The 2,709-nt window shown below is 53.4% G+C and carries 4 protein-coding genes; all 4 read left to right on the top strand.

All coding sequences use genetic code 11. The features are described 5' to 3' along the window. Positions 1 to 559, top strand: a 559-nt coding sequence (locus GX135_02525) for an RnfABCDGE type electron transport complex subunit G (GenBank protein NLN84965.1), incomplete at its 5' end; no start/stop codon positions are given. Next, a complete protein-coding gene (locus GX135_02520) occupies positions 556 to 1,149 on the top strand; it encodes an electron transport complex subunit E (protein ID NLN84964.1) in 594 nt (197 codons plus the stop codon). The genes GX135_02525 and GX135_02520, both read left to right, overlap by 4 nt. Next, positions 1,146 to 1,748, top strand: coding sequence for an RnfABCDGE type electron transport complex subunit A (locus GX135_02515; protein NLN84963.1), 603 nt, complete (start codon positions 1,146 to 1,148; stop codon positions 1,746 to 1,748). Before GX135_02520 ends, GX135_02515 begins: the two co-directional genes overlap by 4 nt. A gap of 10 nt (positions 1,749 to 1,758) precedes the next feature. Further along, the coding region (locus GX135_02510) for an RnfABCDGE type electron transport complex subunit B (protein ID NLN84962.1) at positions 1,759 to 2,709 on the top strand (951 nt) is incomplete at its 3' end.

Below are 2,709 nucleotides of genomic sequence, written 5' to 3'. Positions count from 1 at the left end.
CCTCATCCTGCTGGCATTTTGCGTGGTGGCGACAGCGCTTTTGGCGTTTGTGAATTCCGCCACCAAGCCACGCATCGACGAACTGCAAACCAAAGCCGCCGATGAAGCGCGTTCCACCCTCATTCCCTGCGCCGTCTTTGAACTCAAACAGATCGCCGTGCCGGAAGCGGATTCCATCGAATATTACGAGGCAAAAGACGAAAAAACCGGCGAATTGAAAGGCTACACCTTCACTGCCTCCAAAGCAGGTTATTCCAGCAACGTGAAAACCATGGCAGCGCTGGATCCGGAATTCAACGTCATCAACATCCAGGTGATTGAACAAGCCGAAACCCCCGGTCTGGGCGCGAATTGCACCCAGGAAAGTTTTGCCGCCAAATTCAAGGGACTGGCTCCGGATGAACTTCTGGTGGACAAAGACGGCGGCAAAATTGTCTCCCTCACAGGTGCCACCATCACCACGCGCGCCATTGCAAACTCCCTGCGTGAAACCGTGAACCTGATTAAAGCCAGCCTGTCAGCCGCGCCCGCAGAGCCGGAAAAGGAGCCGAAACCGTGAGCTTTATCAAAGAACTGACCAAGGGTCTCATCAAAGAAAACCCAATTTTCGTGATTGTTTTGGGCATGTGCCCCACCCTGGCCACATCCACTTCCGTGAACAACGCCATCGGCATGGGAATGGCTGCCACCTTCGTGTTGGTTTGCTCGAACGTGATGATTTCGCTGATTAAAAACATCACCCCGGATAAAATCCGCATCCCCGTCTATGTGGTTGTGATTGCAGCCTTTGTGAGCGTTGTGGACATGGTGATGGCGGCCTATTTGCCGGAATTGCACAAATCCCTGGGGCTGTTCATCCCGCTCATCGTGGTGAATTGCATCATTTTGGGACGCGCCGAGGCTTTCGCGAACAAAAACAACGTTTTGAATTCCCTTGCCGACGGCATCGGCATGGGGCTTGGCTTCACCCTGGCGTTGGTGGTTGTTTCCACTTTCCGTGAAATTTTGGGCAACGGCACCTGGGCTGGAATGCGCGTGATGCCAAAAACCTATGACCCAATGCTAATCGCAGTTTTGGCGCCGGGAGCCTTCATCACCCTGGGTCTATTGATGGCAGCCATCAACCTGCTGAAGGAGAGATTTCAATGAATTTCCTGGGACAACTTTTCGTGATGGCAGTGAGCGCCATCTTCATCCAAAACTTCGTCCTCTCCCGCTTTTTAGGGCTTTGCCCCTACCTGGGTGTTTCCAAAAAAATGGATTCCGCCTTCGGCATGGGCATGGCAGTGATTTTTGTGATGACCATGGCCTCCGCCTTTTGCTACCTCATATACCAATATCTGCTTGTGCCCTATGAACTTACCTACCTCAGCACTCTGGCCTTCATCCTCACCATCGCCGCCCTGGTCCAATTTGTGGAAATGGTTATCCAAAAAAACGCGCCGGCTCTCTATAAATCACTGGGCGTGTATCTGCCTCTGATCACAACCAATTGCGCCGTTTTGGGTGTGGCAATTTTGAACATCACCCCCCAGGCGGATGGCAGCACCTACAACTTCCTGATGGCAACCCTGAACGGCCTGCTTTCCGGTGTGGGCTTCACTTTCGTGCTTTTGGCAATGGCTGGAATCCGCCAGCGCCTGGCATTGGTGGACCTTCCCAAAAGCATGGAAGGCTTTGCCAGCGGCATGATTCTGGCGGGTACCATGGCTCTGGCTTTTTACGGCTTTATGGGCCTCAAAATCTGAGGAGAAAAGCATGCAAAACCTTGCTTTCACTGTTATCCTGGCCGCGGGGCTCTCCCAAATCCTGACCCCCGTCATCATTGTGGGCACCATGGGTCTGATTTTCGGCTTAATCCTGGCTTTTGCCTCCAAGGTTTTTGAAGTCAAAATCGACCCCCGCGTGGAGCAGATTCTTGAACTTTTGCCAGGCGCGAATTGCGGAGCCTGCGGAAAGGCGGGATGCTCTGGATATGCGGATTCCATCGTGAACGAAGGCGTGGCATGCAATCTCTGCGCTCCCGGCGGAGCCGCAATTGCCGAAGCCATCGCCCGCATCATGGGCTCCGAAGCCGGCGCCCTGGAAAAGCGCATCGCGGTTTACCACTGCACTTCCGGTGGCCATGAAAACACAAAATGGAAATATGCCTACGAGGGCATCGAATCATGCCTTTCGGCGGTGAACATCGCTGGCGGACCCAGCATGTGCTCCCACGGATGTTTGGGTTATAACGATTGTTTCCGCGTCTGCAAATTCGACGCCATCAGCATCAACGACTGCGGAATGCGGGTGATTGACCCTGAAAAATGCACCGCCTGCGGAGCCTGCGTGAAAGCCTGTCCGCGCCATCTGATCGAACTTGTCCCCGTCAGCAAAAACGTTTATATCCGCTGCTCATCCAAAGACAAAGGTCCCCTGGCAAAACAGGTTTGCGGCAGTGAACTTCCCTGCATCGGCTGCGGCATCTGCGCCAAAAAATGCCCCGTCCAAGCCATCACCATCGAAAACAACCTCGCCCGCATCAACTATAATAAATGTATAAATTGCGGAATCTGCGCTACAGTCTGCCCCACCAACAGCATCCAAGACCTCCTGGCAGGTTTGCGCAAAAAAGCTTTCATCGAAGAAGAACACTGCATCGGCTGCACCATCTGCGCCAAAGTTTGCCCCGTTCAAGCCATCAGCGGTGAATTGAAAAAGCTCCAT

The organism is Candidatus Cloacimonadota bacterium, from assembly GCA_012522635.1.
Taxonomy (GTDB): Bacteria; Cloacimonadota; Cloacimonadia; order Cloacimonadales; family Cloacimonadaceae; genus Syntrophosphaera.
The sequence above is the reverse complement of the archived record's forward strand: the minus strand, read 5'-3'. Positions and strand labels throughout refer to the sequence as shown.

Excerpts from the sequence above, each read along its gene's own strand:
- GX135_02515 (NLN84963.1), top strand. The coding sequence starts at position 1,146 with ATGAATTTCCTGGGACAACTTTTCGTGATGGCAGTGAGCGCCATCTTC.